The sequence below is a fragment of the Methylobacterium sp. E-045 genome, from assembly GCF_022829685.1.
Taxonomy (GTDB): Bacteria; Pseudomonadota; Alphaproteobacteria; order Rhizobiales; family Beijerinckiaceae; genus Methylobacterium.
On sequence record NZ_JAKSYE010000118.1, the window covers coordinates 19,075 to 34,776 of the forward strand.

A 15,702-nucleotide genomic window follows, 5' to 3' on the forward strand; every position below is an offset into this window, starting at 1 on the left:
GGGTGTGCTTCAGCAAATAATTGCTATGAGGGCATAGGAATAACGGCGCTATGGCTCGGCGCCGAGGGGTGACGATGCTGCAGGACAATCGTTTCGTGACGCCGAAACCACCGCATCCGATCATGGAGCGCCTCACGGCCTTGGCACCAGGCATCGCACTCTGCATCGCGGTGACCCTCGCCTCGATCGGCCTGCAGCATCTGGAGGAGGGAGCGGTCGAGCACCCCTATATCGAGGCTCTCGTTATCGCGATCCTGCTTGGTATGGCGATCCGGACGTTCTGGCAGCCGAGCGCGCTCTGGCGCTCTGGCATCGCTTTCAGCGCCAAGCAATTGCTCGAAGTCGCAGTGATGCTGCTCGGCGCCTCGATCAGCTTTGCGGCGATCATCGCCTCCGGTCCCCTGCTCCTCGCCGCGATCGTCGCAACGGTGATCGTAACGATCGCCGCGAGCTTCATGATCAGCCGCATGCTCGGCCTCGCCGTGCGGATTTCGATCCTCATCGCCTGCGGCAACTCGATCTGCGGAAACTCGGCCATCGCGGCAGTGGCCCCGGTGATCGGAGCGAGTAGCGATGACATCGCGTCCTCAATCTCCTTCACCGCGATCCTGGGCGTCCTGATGGTGCTGGGCTTGCCGCTCCTGATCCCGCTACTGGGGTTGGGCGCGAGCCAGTATGGAATCCTCGCCGGCCTCACCGTCTACGCAGTGCCGCAGGTCCTTGCGGCCACCGTCCCGGCTGGTCTCGTCGCGACGCAGATCGGCACGTTGGTCAAGCTCGTACGCGTGCTTATGCTCGGCCCGGTCGTGGTAGGCCTCTCGCTTCTCGCTCCGCGCTTCAGCGGCACCCAGAGCGATCCGGCGAAGTCCCGCAGGTTCGATCCGTTCAAGCTGGTGCCGTGGTTCATCCTCGGCTTCCTCCTCCTCGCGGCCTGCCGCTCGCTCGGCCTTGTGCTCGACGTCGCGCTTGGGCCGATCACGAAAATCGCCGGCTACCTCACCGTCGTCTCAATGGCCGCCCTCGGGCTCGGTGTCGACGTGCGCGTGATTGGTCGAGTCGGCAGTCGCGTCACGGCGGCCGTGACGCTGTCGCTCGTGCTGCTTCTGCTGATCAGCCTCGGACTGATCCACCTGCTTAGGCTCGGCTGAGGGCGGATATCGACGGACACAGCCGCCGAAGAGGGGGCTGACAACGATGGAGGAAGCCATGTTGCATCGACGCGACGTCCTGCGCGGAGCCGGCGCCGCCGTTCTTACCGCGGCGGGACCATTCGGAGGGCGCTCCGCCCAAGGGGCGGGTACCGACGACGTCATGTTGCCGTTCGGAAATGGCGAGCGCGCCCTCGTGAAGTATCCCGGCAAGCGCCCACTCATCCAGATGACGAGCCGGCCGCCGCAACTCGAGACGCCGTTCTCGGTGTTCGACGAAGGTCCGATTACGTCCAACGATGCCTTCTTCGTGCGCTATCACCTCGCCGGCCTGCCCAGCGAGATCGATCCCGACACGTACCGCCTTGAGATCAAGGGCAAGGTCAACACACCCTTGTCGCTCACCCTCGCCGACCTGAAGAGGCTCGACTCCATCGAGATCACGGCGGTCAACCAATGCTCGGGGAATTCCCGCGGCTTCTTCGAGCCGCGCGTCGCAGGAGGCCAGCTCGCCAACGGCGCCATGGGCTGCGCGCGATGGAAGGGCGTCCCGCTCAAGACCGTACTCGAGCGGGCAGGGATCCAGGCCGATGTGAAGCAGGCGGTTTTCGAAGGGCTTGACGGGCCGGTGCTGGAGGCGACGCCGGACTTTGCCAAGTCGCTGAATATCGATCATGCCGTCAACGGCGAGGTGATGCTGGCCTATGCCATGAACGGCGAAGACTTGCCCTTCCTCAACGGCTTTCCCCTCCGGCTCGTGGTGCCGGGCTATTACGGCACCTACTGGCTCAAGCATCTCAACGCGATCACCTTGATCGACACGGTCTTCGAGAAGTTCTGGATGAAGCCGGCCTATCGCATCCCGGCCAATGCCTGCGCCTGCACGGAACCGGGTGGAAAAATGCCGGCCGAGACGGTGCCAATCAACACGTTCAACGTCCGTTCCTTCGTTACCAGCCTCGCCGACGGCTCCAGGATCAGGGCTGGCACGATGCCCTTGCGCGGCATCGCCTTCGACGGCGGTTCCGGCATCAAGGACGTCGTAGTGTCGACCGACGACGGAAAGAGCTGGGTACCAGCCTCGCTCGGCACCGATCTCGGGCGCTTTGCCTTCCGTCAATGGAGCCTGAACGTCGACCTCGCCGAAGGACGACACGCGATTCGGGTCAGGGCGACGAGCCAGGCCGGGCAGACCCAGCCGATGGATCCGCTCTGGAACCCGCCCGGCTACATGCGCAACGTCGTCGAGACGACGCATGTCACGGCAAGCTGAGGAAGATCGCCATGACCCGCTTCACCACGGCGGCCATCGCCGCGTTCTGGCTTTCGACGGGCGTGGCCCTTGCCATTCCCAAGACCTACGACATGCCCCAGGAGACCGCGAAGCTGCATACCGGCTCCGGGGTCGAGGTCGCGGAGGCGCATTGCCTCACTTGCCATTCGCCGGACTACATCGCCATGCAGCCGGGCCAGAAGGGTCACGCCTTCTGGAGCGCCGAAGTCACCAAGATGATCAAGACATTCGGGGCGCCGATCGAGGAGGAGGACGCTAAAAAGATTGCAGACTATCTCGCGGCGACCTACTGACGAGGTCAGCATGCAACGAAGGGAGCAGCGGGTTGCCCCGCCACTCCCTTCCTCCTCGGTGCACCGGTTTTCACGCCGGCCGTTGCGGCCGCATGTCGGCCTTTTCGATGCCCGCGACTTGCACCGGCTTCTTCATCGCGTCGCGGCGGAAGGGCTCACCGAGTTCCTGATTCAGGATCACCTCGATGAAGGTGGTGACGCCGTTCGATTGTGCCTCCCCGGCTTGCTGGATCGCCTCGGTTAGGGCTTGCTGTGTGTCAACACGGATCCCCTTGAAACCGCAGCCATCGGCGATCCGGGCATAGCTCAGCTTCGGATCGAGCTCGGTGCCGACGAAGTTGTTGTCATACCAGAGCGTCGTGTTGCGCTTCTCCGCCCCCCATTGGAAATTGCGGAAGATCACCATCGTGATGGCCGGCCATTCATCACGGCCGATCGAGGTCATCTCGTTCATCGAGATGCCGAAGGCACCATCGCCCGCAAAGCCGAACACGGGCGCATCGGGGCAGCCGATCTTCGCGCCGATGATCGAGGGGAAGGCATAGCCGCAGGGGCCGAACATGCCAGGCGCCAGATATCTGCGCGGCTTTTCGAAACTCGGATAAGCGTTCCCGATGGCGCAGTTGTTGCCGATGTCGGTCGACATGATCGCGCCGCGCGGCATCCCGGCCTGGATAGCACGCCAAGCCTGCCTGGGCGACATCTTCACGCTCTCGCGTTCGCGCGCCTCCGAATTCCAGCTCGTGCCCTCATCGTCCTCCTCGTGATCGATCGAGGACAGGGCTTGAGCCCAGGCCGATTTGGTGCGGTGGATCAGCGACGTTCGCTCGTTTCGGTCGGCGTCGCCGGCCGTTGCGGGGAGCTGTTCCAGGAGCGCCCGGGCCACATGCTTTGCATCGCCGCAGATACCGACTGAGATCTTCTTAGTAAGACCAATCCGGTCGGGATTGATATCCACCTGGATGATCTTAGCGGTCTTCGGCCAGTAATCGATCCCGTAGCCGGGCAGCGTCGAGAACGGGTTAAGACGGGTGCCAAGCGCCAGCACCACGTCGGCCTTAGCGATTAGCTCCATCGCCGCCTTCGAGCCGTTATAACCGAGGGGCCCGACGGCGAGGGGATGCGAGCCGGGGAACGAGTCGTTGTGCTGGTAACCGCAGCAGACCGGTGCATCTAGTCGTTCGGCCAGCTCGACAGATTCTGCAATGGCATCGCCGATAACCACACCCGCACCGTTGAGGATCACTGGGAACTTGGCGCCGGCCAAAAGCTCGGCCGCGTCGGCGATCGCCTGCTTGCCGCCTGTCGACCGCTCCAGCCGCACGATCTGCGGAAGCTCGACGTCGATGACGTGGGTCCAGTAGTCGCGTGGGATGTTGATCTGGGCCGGGGCACAACCGCGCCAGGCCTTCTCGATCACCCGATTCAGGACCTCGGCGACGCGGGTCGGGTCGCGGACCTCCTCCTGGTAGCAGACCATGTCCTCGAAGAGCGCCATCTGCTCGACCTCCTGAAAGCCGCCCTGGCCGATGGTCTTGTTAGCCGCCTGCGGCGTCACCAAAAGCATCGGCGTGTGGTTCCAATAGGCCGTCTTGATTGCGGTGACGAAGCCAGTGACGCCTGGGCCGTTCTGAGCCACGGCCATCGCCATCTTGCCGGTTACGCGGGAATAGCCGTCGGCGATCAGCGCCGCATTGCTCTCGTGCGCACAGTCCCAGAACGTGATGCCGGCCCGGGGAAACAGGTCCGACACCGGCATCATGGCAGAACCGATGATGCCGAAGGCATGCTCGATCCCGTGCATCTGCAGCACTTTGATGAAAGCCTCTTCCGTGGTCATCCTCATGGCGCGCTCTCCCAGCATGGCTGTGCCAAGTCGTTGACGGTCGTTCGTACCTCGGACGGCAGCGCATGGTCGTGGCGGCCAAACCGAATCTGGGAGAGGACGCGCAACGCGCTGTCGCTTACCCAGACCGAAACTAACCGCGATCGACAACCGCACGCAACGTTAATCTCAATTTTTTGCTTCTTTCATTCAGGAAAATGGAATATCAAGTTGGCAACCATGGATGACGTCACCGAATCGTCGCCGGCTCTTAAGGCTTTCAGCCTGCTGGAGATCATCGCTGCGATGGATCACGCGCCGACGCTCGCAGAGCTCACGGAATCCGCGAACCTGCCGAAACCGACACTGCATCGGTGGTTGAGCATGCTGGAGGGAGCGGAGTTGATTCGGAGGTTGCCAGATGGCCGGCGCTACGAGCTAGCATCGCGGGCGACCGCGCTTGCCTTTGCGATCCTGTCGAACAATCCCGGCTCGACCCAGCGTCATCAGATCTTGGAGCGCGTCGTACGCGCGCTCGGCGAGTCATGCAACCTGACGGTGCTGGAAGGAAGCGAGGTCATGTATCTCGATCGCGTAGAGGCCGCTGCGCCGCTCCGCGTTGCCTTCCAGAAGGGCTCACGTGTCCCCGTGCACGCCTCCGCCAGCGGCAAGATGTTTTTGGCGATGATGCCGCCGGCCAAGCGCGACCGCATGATCGGCACCCTTATGCTGGAGCGCTACACCGCCAACACCCTGGCCGATGTCGCTGCGCTTAACGAAGAACTGAGCCGGATCAGGCGCGATGGCTACGCCTTCGACGACGAGGAATTTCTGTCCGGCCTTTTCTGCGTGGCTGTGCCTATCTTCGACCGCAATGGCCGCGATTGCCTCGCCGCACTCGCGCTCCAGGCCCCGGTAGTGCGGCTGTCGCGAGGCAATGCGGCGGAGCGTCTCCCGACCCTGCGCGAAGCAGCCGAAGCCCTTGCCTTGACCCTGCGATAAGCGCCGCACGGCGCACAACCAGAGAGGACATGCGCGCCATGGACAAAGCCTTCCTCGTCCTCAACGCCGGATCATCGAGCGTGAAGTTCGCACTCTTCCGGGCAGAGTCGCTCGAACCGCTGTGCCGAGGCGGCATCGAAGGGATCGGAGGAAAGGCACAGTTCGGCGGAGCCAAGGGGCGAGAAGCCGTCCTGTTCGACAGGGAGGCACTGTCGGAATCGAGCAACCACGAGGTCGCGACCTGCTGGCTCCTCGACGCCATAAGGCATTCGGACCATGTCGCCCTCGCCGCCGCCGGGCATCGCGTCGTCCATGGCGGCCCGGATTTCGCAACGCCCGTCGCAATCGATGATGCAGTCCTCGCCGCCCTCGATTCCTTGGTCCCACTGGCCCCTGCGCACCAGCCGCACAACCTCGCGGCGATCCGCGCCGTGGCGAAAGCATGGCCCGGTCTGCCGCAGGTTGCCTGTTTCGACACGGCCTTCCACCGGACCATGCCGCGCCTGGCCCAAATCTTTGCAATCCCGCACGAGCTGACCGACCAGGGCCTTGTCCGCTACGGCTTCCACGGCCTGTCATACCAGCACATCGCCGACGTATTGCCCGACATCGCCGGCGAGGCTGCGAGGGGCAGGGTCATTGTCTGCCATCTCGGCCATGGCGCTAGCCTCTGCGCCATGAACGAGCATCGCAGCGTCGCCACCACGATGGGCTTCACGGCGCTCGACGGGCTGATGATGGGCATGCGCTGCGGCACCATCGATGCTGGGCTCGTGCTCTACCTAATCGAGCAACGCGGCATGACCCCGGCCGAGGTCTCCGAAATCCTCAACAGGCGATCAGGCCTCCTCGGCGTCTCCGGTATCAGCAATGATGCGCGCACCTTGCTCGCCAGCGCGGATCCCCGCGCGGCCGAGGCGCTCGACCTGTTCGCCTACCGCGTGGTGCGCGAGGCCGGCTCGTTGATGGCAAGCCTCGGCGGCCTCGACGCCCTGGTATTCACCGCAGGAATCGGCGAGCGTTCGGCCCGGATCCGCTCAACGATCTGCCGAGGCCTGGGCTGGGCTGGCATCGCCCTCGACGAGACACGGAATGCGGCGAACGCGCCTTGTATCAGCGAAGACGGGTCAAAAGTCCCCGTCTTTGTTGTCCCGGCCGACGAGGAGTTGCCGATTGCCCGCGCTGTCGCGAGCGTAGGACGGTAAGCCTGCCCTCGAGAGAGGCTGGGTTGCTGAATATTATCGATGGTAGCTGCGGCCCTTGAGATTGATAGGATCGCGTTCGGCCTCAAAGAGCTTCTGGTAGAGCGGCGTCACCTATTCAGCATCATCGAGATCAGGGCGAGGCTGATCAGGATGAGCACGGCTAGGGATGCCGATACCGCCAGCGCGACTTGCGGTCCGACACGTATGACCGCCCGCAAATCCACGTCGAGGCCAAGTGCTCCCATGGAGACGACGGTCAGGGTGGCGGCTAAGTCAGAGCTCGGCGTTGTAAGCGAAGACTAGACAAGTTCGAGGGGCCGCATAGCGGCGAGGGTTAGAAATCCGAGAATTAACCAGGGCGCCACCTTGGAGAGCGATACGCGTGTGCTGAACAGTTAGGGCCGACCTATTGGCACCGCCGCCGACGCTCCAGTGGATGGTTTTGTCACCGCCCTACACAGAAGGCGGCAGCAATCGACAATCGCGCCGCTACCAGGAGGGTTCGACCAGCAGGCAGCGGCCGGGATCATGGGCGGCCTCCGGAACTGGAGGCACCATGCGGACTCTATGGTCGACGCGGGGCAAACGCCGGCACCATCGCGTTTACGACACGCTCCACGTTCGTGATCGTCCGGAAGGCGAGGCCGAGCTGAACTATTCGGCGGCTGCGCTGTGGGACATCTCGTCCTCGTCTTGGCTGTCGTCGGCGGTCGCACCCGAGACACCGAGCTCGATGTGGCGCGCGAAGTGTTCGGCGGCCTGGGACAGCCCCTGCATTCGTCGCCAGAGCATGATGTCGACCTCCGGCAGTTCGGGAAGCCCGGAGTCCGGCGGCAACCGCTCAAGGCCGTTAACGTGGACCGAAGCCGACAGCACGAGCACGGCTGCATCGGCGAGCGCCATCGCCTGAAGCCCCGCAATGCTTTCCGACACGCAGGCGATGCGCCAGCCGACGCCTGCCTCGTTCAACGCCGCGAGCGCGACGTCGCGGTAGAGATTGCCCTCGGGCAGCATAGCGAGTGGCACGGACGAGCGGCGGTGCGCCTCGCCGTTTACAGCGCCGAGCCAGACCAGCCGTTCCGAGCGCAGCCGCGTGGCGTTGCCGGTCTTCGGTCCGACGCCCGGCATGCGGGTCGCGATCGCCACATCCACGAGGCCTGCATCCATGTCAGCTGCGATCTGCCGCGACAGCGAGCAGCGCACCGAGACCTCGACGCGCGGATAGGCGCGGCGGAAGCTCGCTAGCGTCTTGGGCAGCAGATAGGCGGCATAGAGGTCCGGGCAGCCGAGCGTGACGCGGCCGTCGATCTCCTCCGACGAGAGCTTCATCTGCGCCTCGTCGTGCATCTTCAGCACCGCGCGCGCGTAAGGCAGCAGCGTCTCGCCCTGCGGCGTCAGCCTCAAATGCCGGAGATCGCTATCGAAGAGGGGGCGACCGGCAGCGTCTTCGAGTCGCTTGATCTGCAGGCTGATGGCTGGCTGCGTCCTGAACAGCATCCGCGCTACGCGCGTCACGCTGCGCTCCTCGACCAGCAACACAAAGGTTCGGAGCAGAGAGATTTCGAGTGGCCTCACCATACAAGATAAATATTACTTTGCTTTATGCAAAGCAATATAAATTTGCGCTAATGTATCGCCGGGTAATAAGATTGAACAGATCGAAGAACTCTGGACAATTATTTAGCTTATGCATAAAATTATAGCCGTAGTTGCACGCCGAATGGGCAATTGCTCGGCCGCGACTGCATCGCGCCTCGCGAGGCGTGCGTCGTGACCGCAGGCTCGTTGCTCGAAGTCCGCGACGTCGCCAAGTGGTTCGGCGGGCTTGCTGCGCTCGACGGTTGCTCGCTTGCTCTGGAAGCCGGGCAGGTTACCGGGCTCATCGGCCCCAACGGCGCCGGCAAATCCACGCTGCTCAACGTCATGACCGGGCTCGTTCGCGCCGACCAGGGTTCCGTCCTGTTCGAGGGCCGGGACGTAACGGCCGTTTCGGCGCATCGTTTCCCGAGCCTAGGCATGGCGCGCACGTTCCAGATCGTTCGTGAGCTCGGCAGCCTCACCGTATTCGAGAACCTGCTGCTCGCTCCGCGCTTCCAGACCGGTGAAGGCGTAGTCGCAAGCATCTTTTCGCGCCGCAAATGGTGGGCGCAGGAAAGTGGCAACGCCCAGAAGGCCAAGGCGCTGCTCGAACGCGTCGGCCTGTTCCGGCTCGCCGACCACCCGTCCGGCGGGCTTTCTGGCGGTCAGAAGAAGTTGCTGGATCTCGCCCGCGCGCTGTTGCTCGAGCCTAAGCTCATTCTTCTCGACGAGCCGGGCGCCGGCGTCGCACCACCGCTAAAGCTCGAGATGATCCGGCTGATCCGCGAGCTGAAGGCTGAGGGTGTGTCTTTCGGCCTCGTTGAGCACGACATGCATCTCGTCGGCGAACTCTGCGACCACGTCCATGTGATGGCCGAGGGCAAGCGGCTCGTATCCGGGAACTTCGAGGAGGTTTCGAAGGATCGCCGCGTCGTCGAGGCCTATCTCGGGGTGGCGGCATGAGCGTGGTCCCGGCCTTGTCCGTTAGCGAGCTTCGCGCGGGCTATGGCCGCGGCGACGACATCGTGCGCGGCATAACGCTGAATCAGAGCCCTGAAACCATCCTCGCGGTGATCGGCCCGAACGGGTCGGGCAAGTCGAGCTTCGTGAAGACGCTCGCGGGCCTGCTCGACATCCGCCAGGGCCGCGTCTTGGTGACTGGAACGGATGTCACCTCCGAGACGCCTGCCAAGCGTGTCGCGGCCGGCATGGCCTATGTGCCGCAAGAGCAGAACGTCTTCCCGAGCCTCAGCATTGGCGAGAACCTGAAGCTCGCAACCGAATTCCTGCGCGGCCGCGCAGGCGTCGGGCCTGAGCAGCGCGAGCGTGTGCTGGCGCTGTTCCCGGAGCTTGCCGCCAGGCTCAAAACCCGAGCGGGCGATCTTTCGGGCGGCCAGCGACAAATGCTTGCCTTCGCAAGCGCGCTGCTGGCGAACCCCGAAGTACTGCTGCTCGACGAGCCTTCGGCAGGCCTGAGCCCCATATTCGTCGCTCAAACCATGGAGGCGATCGTTCGCGTGCGGGCGGCCGGCGTTACGGTGCTGCTCGTTGAGCAGAATGTTGCGGCAGCGCTCGAGATCGCCGACGAGGCGGTGGTGTTGGTCGCGGGGCAGGTCAGCTTGCGCGACACCGCCGCGGCCGTACGAACTGCTGATCTCGGCGACCTCTTCTTCGCGAAGGTCGCCTGAGATGGCCGCGCAGCTCTTCTTCAACGGCCTCGTCACCGGATTTCTGCTCGCTCTACCAGCGCTCGCGCTGACGCTCGTGTTCGGCGTGCTGAAATTCGCGAACTTCGCGGTCGGCGCGATGCTCACCCTCGGCGCTTATGCGGCCTGGGTCGCCAACGTCCAGCTCGGCATGCCGATGACCGCTGCCGCCGCCATCGCGGCCGTCACAGTGGCGGGCGCGGGACTTATCGCCGACCAGCTCGCCTTCGAGCGCTTGCGGCTGCGCGGCTCGATCACGCTGCTGGTCGCATCGATGGGCGTCTCGCTCGTGATCGAGAATGTCTGCCGCTTCTTCTTCGGCAACGCCAGCCGCGGCTTCTACGTCGCGCTCTCCCGCCCGATCCGCTGGGAGGGGATCCGCATCAATCAGGAGCAGATCACCATCGCGATCACCGTGGTGGCCTGCCTCGTCGCTGTCGACGTGCTGCTGCGCTTCACGCCGCTCGGCCGCGCCATGCGGGCGGTCGCGGACAATGCCTCGCTTGCGGCCGTCCGCGGGGTCGAGCGTCGGACCATTGCGCGGCTTACCTGGGTGCTCGTCGGCGCACTGCTGGGTCTCGCCGGCGTGCTCGCCGGGCTCGACCGCTCGATCGATCCGCTGATCGGCTGGAACTACCAAATCGCGATCTTCGCGGCCGCGATCCTCGGCGGCCTCGGCTCGCCGATCGGCGCCGTGCTCGGGGCGCTCACAATCGGCGTCGCCGAGGAAATGTCGGCGCTCGTCATCCCCACGAACTACCGGCAGGTCGTCAGCTTCGCGGTGATCCTCGCGCTGCTTCTGTTCCGGGCGAACGGGCTTCTCGGAGCGAAGGCGGCGCGCAAATGATCGCTTATCTCGTCACCATCGCAATCCTGGTCTGCATCGCGGCGCTCGTCGGCCTCGCGCTCAACCTCCAATGGGGCCAGGCCGGGCTAGTCAATTTCGGCGTCGTCGGCTTCGTAGCGATCGGCGCTTATGCGACCGCGCTGCTCGCCCCACAGATCGGCTGGTTCCCAGGTATGCTAGTCGCCGGCGCGCTGTCGGCGATCTTGAGCGCAGGCCTCGCGCTTCTCTCGATCCGGCTTGAGGAAAACTACCTTGCGATCGTCACGATTGGGTTCGGGGAGGTCGTCCGTCTCGTCATCCTCAATGAGGGCTGGCTCACCAACGGGGCGCTCGGCATCCCAGATATTCCGCGCCCCTTCGCGGCGCTCGGACAGACGATCGGCGGCGACACGGTGTTCATCGTCTTCGCGCTGGCGCTGGTCGCTATCGTGTTCGTCCTGCTGGAAGCCATGGCCCGCTCGCCCTTCGGCCGGGTGCTCCGGGCGATCCGCGACGACGCGACGGTGACGTCCGCGCTCGGCAAAAACGTCTTTGCGCTCCGCGTCCGGGCGTTCGCGGTCGGGGGGGCCGTGATGGGAATCGCGGGCGCGCTCCACGCCTTTTACCTCACTTATATCGACCCGGGTCAGTTCAACCCGATCGTCACGGCTTACGCGTTCATGGCCGTGATCGCGGGCGGCCGCGGTTCCAATGTCGGCCTTCTGATCGGCGCCTGCTCCATCATGGCGCTACTCGAAGGCACGCGGTTGCTGAAGGACTTCGTCACCGTCATTGACGGCGTGCAGCTCTCCGCGCTCCGGCTGGGGATGATTGGGGCTGGCATCGTGCTGCTGCTGATCCTGCGGCCGCAGGGCCTCGCGCCGGAGCCGAAGCGCCGCGCCGCGGATGTGCTTCCACAAGACAAGGGGAGCGCCTGATGCCTCGCGTCGCCGTGCTGCCGTCATCAAGCCTACCGCCGCATCTCGCCGAACTCTACGAGACCTTCGCGTCGGGCTACGCTGACTTCAGCGACCAGGCGGCGGTGATGGCTCATGTTCCAGCGGCGCTCGAAGGCCTGTTCGGCATGCTGCTCGAACTGCGCGAGCAGGGAAATCTCCCTCGGCGCTATGTCGAGCTCGGCGTGGTTACCGTCTCGGTCATGAACGCCTGCCCCTACTGCGTCACCCATCACGCGCCGCTGCTCGCCGTCGAGGGCGTGCCCGCGGAGGCGATCGCGCAGCTGCCGTCTGCTGACCACCCAGCCTTCGACGACACCGATCGGCTCGTCGTCGAATACGCCACGCTCGTCACAAGCCGCGCCTGGGGCATCCGCGAAGCCGTGTTCGAGCGGCTGAAAGCGCGGTTCGAGGACGCTCAGATCGTCGAGCTGACGCTGCGCATCGCTCTCGCGGGCTTCTTCAACCGCTTCAACGACGCCCTACAGATCGACGATGGCCGCGCGGCCGCCGCCATGAACCTCCCAAGCCCGCCGTGACAGTGAAAAGGACGCTCTCGATGACTGACAGCAGATTCGTGGTGAACCGCCGGACCGTCCTCGCGGGCGTTGGCTCACTGCCGCTCGTGGCCGCGCTCGGAAAACCAGCCATCGCGCAAGGGGCCGCCGGCGACGTGCCGCTCGGCATGGTCCTGCCATTCTCGGGCGCGACAGGCTCCTATGGGCCGGCAATGAAGCAGGCGGCAGAACTCGTCGTCTCGAAGGTCAACGAGGCGGGCGGCATTCTCGGCGGCCGCAAGGTCAAGCTCTTCATTGAGGACAGCGAGACGAGCGCCACCGCGAGCGTCGTGGCGTCGAAGAAGCTGCTCGAGGTCAACAAGGTCGAGCTCGTGGGCGGCTTCTGGGGCAGCCCCGAAGCGCTGGCAGCAAAACCCGTGATCCTCGCGGCCAATAAAGTGCAGATGCTATCCTGCGCGGCGAACGCCGTGACCGAGGGCGACACCAAGGGCCTGATTTACCGGCTGCAGGCGAAGTCGAGCCAATGGGGCCCAGCCGGTGCCAAAGTGATGGACAAGATCGGCGCAAAAAAGGTCACGGTGCTGGCCCAGCAGAACCCGTTCATCGTCGCGATGGTCGAGCCGTTCAAGTCAGAAATGAAGAAGATCGGCGGCGAGGTGGTCGACGTCGTGATGTACAATCCCGACCAGGCCTCCTATCGCGCCGAGGTCGAGAAGGCCTTCGGGCGGGAGCCCGACGCGGTGTTCGTGCTGCCGCTGCTGACCGATATGGTGTCGATCTCCAAAGAGATCTTCCGCGGGGGCTTCAGTTCGAAGGTCGTGTCGCTCGGAACCGGCGCGGACGCGGAAGGCAAGTTCCTGCAGGCGGTCGGCCCGGAGGTCGCGGAAGGCATCTACCACCTCCAGCCCTCACCCCCGATCGACAGCCCGTCCTACGCCCGCTTCGTCAAGGCAATGGGCGCGCCGGAAGGCACGGTGTTCCTGTTCGCGGGAAATGCCTGGGATCAGGTCTGCGTCACGGTGCTGGCCATGCAGCACGCCAAGACGCAGGAGGCGGCCGTGTGGACCAAGTCGGTCCGCGAGGTCTGCAACCCTCCCGGCGAACCCGTCGACGACATCGTCGAGGCGCTGAAGATGGTCCGCGAGGGCAAGGCCATCAATTTCAACGGCGCCGGCTCCACCTGCGACTTCGACGAGAAGGGCGACTCCCTGAACCGCTCCTTCTACGTGCAGCTCATCAAGGGCGGGAAGAACACGCCGTTCGGCGTGGTCAGCTGACGGAAGGCTGAACCGGCCGTCATCGTCGGACTTGACGGCCAAAGCGACCGAAGTCGCCACGCTGAAACCGGCGCCCCATCGCTCATAAGTAAAACTTTGCTTTATGCAAAACAATATCAATTTGCGTTTGTATGTGGCGATTACTAGGATTTTGAATATCGCTTGATCCTGGTTCTAAAGTAAAAAATCAAACCAATAAAAAGCTATGGCTTGCAAGGGGCGCACATGACCAAGTCAAAGCCGATCCATTTTTGCGGATTTCTCGTCGCGGGCCCGGTGGTCCACAGTCACGCGATCTGGCGCAACCCCGCGCATGAGACACCGTTTCTGAGTCTCGCGTACTATGCCGGCATCGCGAAGACGCTGGAGCGGGGTTTTTTCGACTTCGTGTTCTTCGCCGACCGGCTCGCGATCGCCGACCGCTACGGCGACAGCCATGAGATGGGCCTGCGTCTCGGCGATCAGGACGCGACTCGCATGGACCCGCTGCCGATCCTCGGGGCGATGGCGGCCGTGACGAGCCATCTCGGCCTCGGCGCGACGCGCTCCACCACCTATGACGCGCCGTTCAACATCGCGCGTGAATTCGCCACCCTTGACCACATCTCCGGCGGCCGCGCCGCCTGGAACGTCGTCACCTCGATGAACGACGGAGAGGCGCTTAACTTCGGCGATGTGCCGCACCTCAGCCATGACGAGCGCTACGACCGCGCCGATGAATTCATGGAGGTTGCGTTCAAACTGTGGGACAGCTGGGAGCCGGACGCGCTGGTGCTCGATCGCGCGGGCGGCGTCTACGCCGACCCGTCGAAGGTTCATTACGCCAACCACAAAGGCCGGTGGTTCAAGGCGCGCGGGCCGCTCAACATCCCGCGTAGCCCGCAGGGTCGGCCGCTCATCATCCAGGCCGGTTCGTCGGGCCGCGGCAAAGCCTTTGCGGCGCGTTGGTCGGAGGTGATCTTCGCGCTGCAGCCGAGCATGACGCGCATGACCGCCTTTACCAAGGACGTCCGCGCCGCGCTGGAGACCGCCGGCCGCGCGCCCGACGCGGCACGCGTGATGATGGCCGTGATGCCGTTCATTGGCGAGACGCGAGAGGAGGCGCAAGCCAAGCGTGACCTCCACGACAGTCTGATTGATCCGCGCGTCGGCCTGTCGACGCTCGCTGCCCACGCCAACGCGGACTTCGGCGCGCTGCCGCTCGATGCCACGATCGACGAGATCGCCGATACCGGCAGCCAGGGCAATCTTGCGGCGCTTCGCTCGATCGCCGGCGACGGCTCCATGACGATCGCGGACGCAGGGAAAATCTACGGTCGCGGCGTGATGTGTCCGCGCCTCGTCGGCACCGCGGAAGACGTCGCGGACGAGTTAATCGCGATCGTGGATTCCGGCGCAACCGACGGCTTCGTCATCTCGCCCGCCTTCCTGCCCGACACGTTCGACGATTTCGTCGACAAGGTCGTGCCGATCCTTCAGGCGCGCGGCCGCGCTCGCACAGACTATGGGGCTGGTTCGCTGCGCGAGCGTCTCGGAACGTCGGGAGCACGGCCGTGAGCGCGACCGCTGTCATGCACGCCACGCCGCAGCCGGGCGTCGACCCGGCCGCCTTCAAAGCCGCGATGCGCCGCTTGGCGGCCGGGGTAACCGTGGTGACCAGCCGCCATGACTCGACCGTCAACGGCATGACCGCGACCGCGGTCTGCAGCGTCAGCGCCGAGCCGCCACTGGTGCTCGTGGTGCTGAACCAGTCGAGCGCCTCGCATGGCGTCGTCTCGCGCGGAGGGGCTTTCGCGCTCAACTTCCTGAGCGAGACGCAAAGCGAGCTCGCGACATACTTCGCGGGCCGCGACGGCAAAACCTTCGACGCCGTCCCCCACCGCCTCGGCGCGACTGGTTGTCCGCTGATCGAGAGTTGCGCGGCGCGGCTCGATTGCGTGTTGGAAAGCCGCCACGACGAGGGCACCCACACGATCTTCGTCGGCAGGGTGCTTCATGCCGAGACCGGCGACGGCTCGCCGCTCATCTATGTCGACTCGGCGTTCCACGGCCTGAAGCCGATCTAGTGATGAAA

General features: G+C 64.6%; 16 protein-coding genes. 14 read left to right on the forward strand and 2 right to left on the reverse strand.

What is annotated here, in order from left to right; genetic code table 11:
• The first annotated feature begins 74 nt into the window (after positions 1 to 74).
• Genes MKK51_RS21595 through MKK51_RS21605 form a run of 3 tightly spaced genes read left to right on the forward strand, consistent with a single transcriptional unit; the run spans position 75 to position 2,735 of the window.
• Positions 75 to 1,148 carry a YeiH family protein gene (locus MKK51_RS21595; RefSeq protein ID WP_243980931.1) on the forward strand — a complete coding sequence of 358 codons (1,074 nt, stop codon included), beginning with the start codon at positions 75 to 77 and terminating at the stop codon, positions 1,146 to 1,148.
• A 58-nt stretch (positions 1,149 to 1,206) separates the two neighbouring features.
• Entirely contained in the window at positions 1,207 to 2,421 is a 1,215-nt protein-coding gene (locus MKK51_RS21600) for a molybdopterin-dependent oxidoreductase (protein ID WP_243980792.1), read from the forward strand.
• 11 nt (positions 2,422 to 2,432) lie between these two features.
• A complete protein-coding gene (locus MKK51_RS21605) occupies positions 2,433 to 2,735 on the forward strand; it encodes a cytochrome c (RefSeq protein ID WP_243980793.1) in 303 nt (100 codons plus the stop codon).
• A 70-nt stretch (positions 2,736 to 2,805) separates the two neighbouring features.
• Here the strand turns inward: MKK51_RS21605 and xsc are convergent, their stop codons facing one another.
• Positions 2,806 to 4,581: a sulfoacetaldehyde acetyltransferase gene (xsc, locus tag MKK51_RS21610; RefSeq protein WP_243980794.1), complete on the reverse strand. Its 1,776-nt coding sequence runs from the start codon at positions 4,579 to 4,581 to the stop codon at positions 2,806 to 2,808.
• On the opposite strand from xsc, the gene MKK51_RS21615 reads away from it, so the two are divergent.
• The 3 genes from MKK51_RS21615 to MKK51_RS21625 are packed head-to-tail and all read left to right on the forward strand — an operon-like array spanning position 4,522 to position 7,070.
• Positions 4,522 to 5,562: an IclR family transcriptional regulator gene (locus tag MKK51_RS21615; RefSeq protein WP_243980795.1), complete on the forward strand. Its 1,041-nt coding sequence runs from the start codon at positions 4,522 to 4,524 to the stop codon at positions 5,560 to 5,562. The two genes, xsc and MKK51_RS21615, sit on opposite strands and share 60 nt — an antisense overlap.
• Positions 5,563 to 5,600: 38 nt before the next feature.
• Positions 5,601 to 6,767, forward strand: a complete 1,167-nt coding sequence (locus MKK51_RS21620; protein ID WP_243980796.1) for an acetate/propionate family kinase — start codon at positions 5,601 to 5,603, stop codon at positions 6,765 to 6,767.
• 39 nt (positions 6,768 to 6,806) lie between these two features.
• The gene (locus MKK51_RS21625; RefSeq protein WP_243980797.1) at positions 6,807 to 7,070 is read left to right on the forward strand and encodes a hypothetical protein; all 264 of its coding nucleotides are present in this window, start codon (positions 6,807 to 6,809) and stop codon (positions 7,068 to 7,070) included.
• A 351-nt stretch (positions 7,071 to 7,421) separates the two neighbouring features.
• Here the strand turns inward: MKK51_RS21625 and MKK51_RS21630 are convergent, their stop codons facing one another.
• Entirely contained in the window at positions 7,422 to 8,345 is a 924-nt protein-coding gene (locus tag MKK51_RS21630; RefSeq protein ID WP_279601269.1) for a LysR substrate-binding domain-containing protein, read from the reverse strand.
• A gap of 150 nt (positions 8,346 to 8,495) precedes the next feature.
• Here MKK51_RS21630 and MKK51_RS21635 point away from each other — a divergent pair, with 150 nt between their 5' ends.
• From MKK51_RS21635 to MKK51_RS21670, 8 genes are all read left to right on the forward strand, one after another.
• On the forward strand, positions 8,496 to 9,308 hold the full coding sequence (locus MKK51_RS21635; protein ID WP_243980802.1) for an ABC transporter ATP-binding protein: 813 nt from the start codon (positions 8,496 to 8,498) through the stop codon (positions 9,306 to 9,308).
• Positions 9,305 to 10,033, forward strand: a complete 729-nt coding sequence (locus tag MKK51_RS21640) for an ABC transporter ATP-binding protein (protein ID WP_243980803.1) — start codon at positions 9,305 to 9,307, stop codon at positions 10,031 to 10,033. The genes MKK51_RS21635 and MKK51_RS21640 overlap by 4 nt, the downstream gene beginning before the upstream one ends.
• Position 10,034: 1 nt before the next feature.
• Positions 10,035 to 10,898, forward strand: a complete 864-nt coding sequence (locus MKK51_RS21645; protein WP_243980805.1) for a branched-chain amino acid ABC transporter permease — start codon at positions 10,035 to 10,037, stop codon at positions 10,896 to 10,898.
• Entirely contained in the window at positions 10,895 to 11,815 is a 921-nt protein-coding gene (locus tag MKK51_RS21650; protein WP_243980808.1) for a branched-chain amino acid ABC transporter permease, read from the forward strand. Before MKK51_RS21645 ends, MKK51_RS21650 begins: the two co-directional genes overlap by 4 nt.
• Positions 11,815 to 12,372 carry a carboxymuconolactone decarboxylase family protein gene (locus MKK51_RS21655; protein WP_243980810.1) on the forward strand — a complete coding sequence of 186 codons (558 nt, stop codon included), beginning with the start codon at positions 11,815 to 11,817 and terminating at the stop codon, positions 12,370 to 12,372. Before MKK51_RS21650 ends, MKK51_RS21655 begins: the two co-directional genes overlap by 1 nt.
• 20 nt (positions 12,373 to 12,392) lie before the next feature.
• The gene (locus MKK51_RS21660; RefSeq protein ID WP_243980812.1) at positions 12,393 to 13,628 is read left to right on the forward strand and encodes an ABC transporter substrate-binding protein; all 1,236 of its coding nucleotides are present in this window, start codon (positions 12,393 to 12,395) and stop codon (positions 13,626 to 13,628) included.
• A gap of 225 nt (positions 13,629 to 13,853) precedes the next feature.
• The gene (locus MKK51_RS21665; RefSeq protein ID WP_243980814.1) at positions 13,854 to 15,185 is read left to right on the forward strand and encodes an LLM class flavin-dependent oxidoreductase; all 1,332 of its coding nucleotides are present in this window, start codon (positions 13,854 to 13,856) and stop codon (positions 15,183 to 15,185) included.
• Positions 15,182 to 15,694, forward strand: coding sequence for a flavin reductase family protein (locus tag MKK51_RS21670; protein ID WP_243980816.1), 513 nt, complete (start codon positions 15,182 to 15,184; stop codon positions 15,692 to 15,694). Before MKK51_RS21665 ends, MKK51_RS21670 begins: the two co-directional genes overlap by 4 nt.
• The last annotated feature ends 8 nt before the right edge of the window (positions 15,695 to 15,702 follow it).